Here is a 1,074-nt window from a genome sequence, read left to right as displayed (position 1 = left end):
CCCTCGTGCTGGCGGACCACGCCGTTCTCAGCGGTGCCCTGATCGCGGGCGGTCTGGTTCAGGAAGGCAGCACCTTCTTCGGTATTCACCTCGGTGCCGGCATCCAGAACGTCGCTGCCGAAGCGTTCGATCACCAGCGGCCCGGCAAAATTGCCGTCCGCGTCAAAGATGAAATCCTGCAGCGCATCGTCAGGTGATGCCAGAAAAGCATCGTTGGAGGGGATAATCATGGTGGCCCAGGTAAAGAAGCCTTGGCCGACCTGATCGACACTCACATTGAGGGTAAAGCTGGCGCTTTCACCCGGATCGATCGGCCCCGGCGTCTTCGGCAATGCGCTCCAGCCCGCCGCTGGCTGCCTCGCCATCCGTCCAAAGGTCAAAGTTTTCGCCGTCGTGGAAGCCGAACCAGACCGGCGTCAGGAAGGTGCCGCCTTCATCCAGGGTGTTGGTCACGGTGACAGTGATTGCCTCGCCATCGCCAATGGCGTCGCCGCGGATCACGTCATTGCCGCCGCCGCCGTTGATGGTGTCGCCGCCAGCGCCCCCGGCCAGCAGGTTGTCGCCAGCATCGCCGTTCAGAACGTCGTTGTTAGACGATCCGGTCAGGTTTTCGATGTTCAGGAGCGTGTCCACAACCGCGCCGTTCGGCCCCTGATAGACCGCGGCGCCGGAATTCAGATCGGCAATCACTGCCGCACCGATATCCTGGAAATCCGCGGTGTCGATGCCGTCGCCGCCGTCGGTGATGTCTGCGCCGCCGCCGCCGCGCAGGATGTCATTGCCAGCGCCGCCCTCCAGCACGTCATTGCCGCCGCGGCCCACCAGCAGGTCGTCGCCGCCGTTGCCGGTCAGGGTGTTGGCGCCGCCGTCGCCGAACAGCTGGTCGTCATTGTCCGAACCGTCGAGGTTTTCAAACCCGCTGAAGTTTTCGAACACGGTGGTGGTTTCATTCGGCTGATAAGAGGCGCTGCCAGAGCCGAGATCAGCGACCACCTCAGCGCCGATATTGATGAAGCTGTTGGTGTCGGTGCCTTCGCCGCCGGTCAGGGCATCGGTGCCGCCGCCGCCTGCGAT

At 63.7% G+C, this 1,074-nt stretch carries 1 pseudogene; it reads right to left on the bottom strand.

The features are described 5' to 3' along the window. Positions 1 to 936, bottom strand: a pseudogene (locus A2I95_RS42740) (spondin domain-containing protein); the annotation flags it as partial. Positions 937 to 1,074: the final 138 nt, after the last annotated feature.

It is taken from the genome of Leisingera sp. F5, assembly GCF_001593695.1.
The sequence above is the reverse complement of the archived record's forward strand: the minus strand, read 5'-3'. Positions and strand labels throughout refer to the sequence as shown.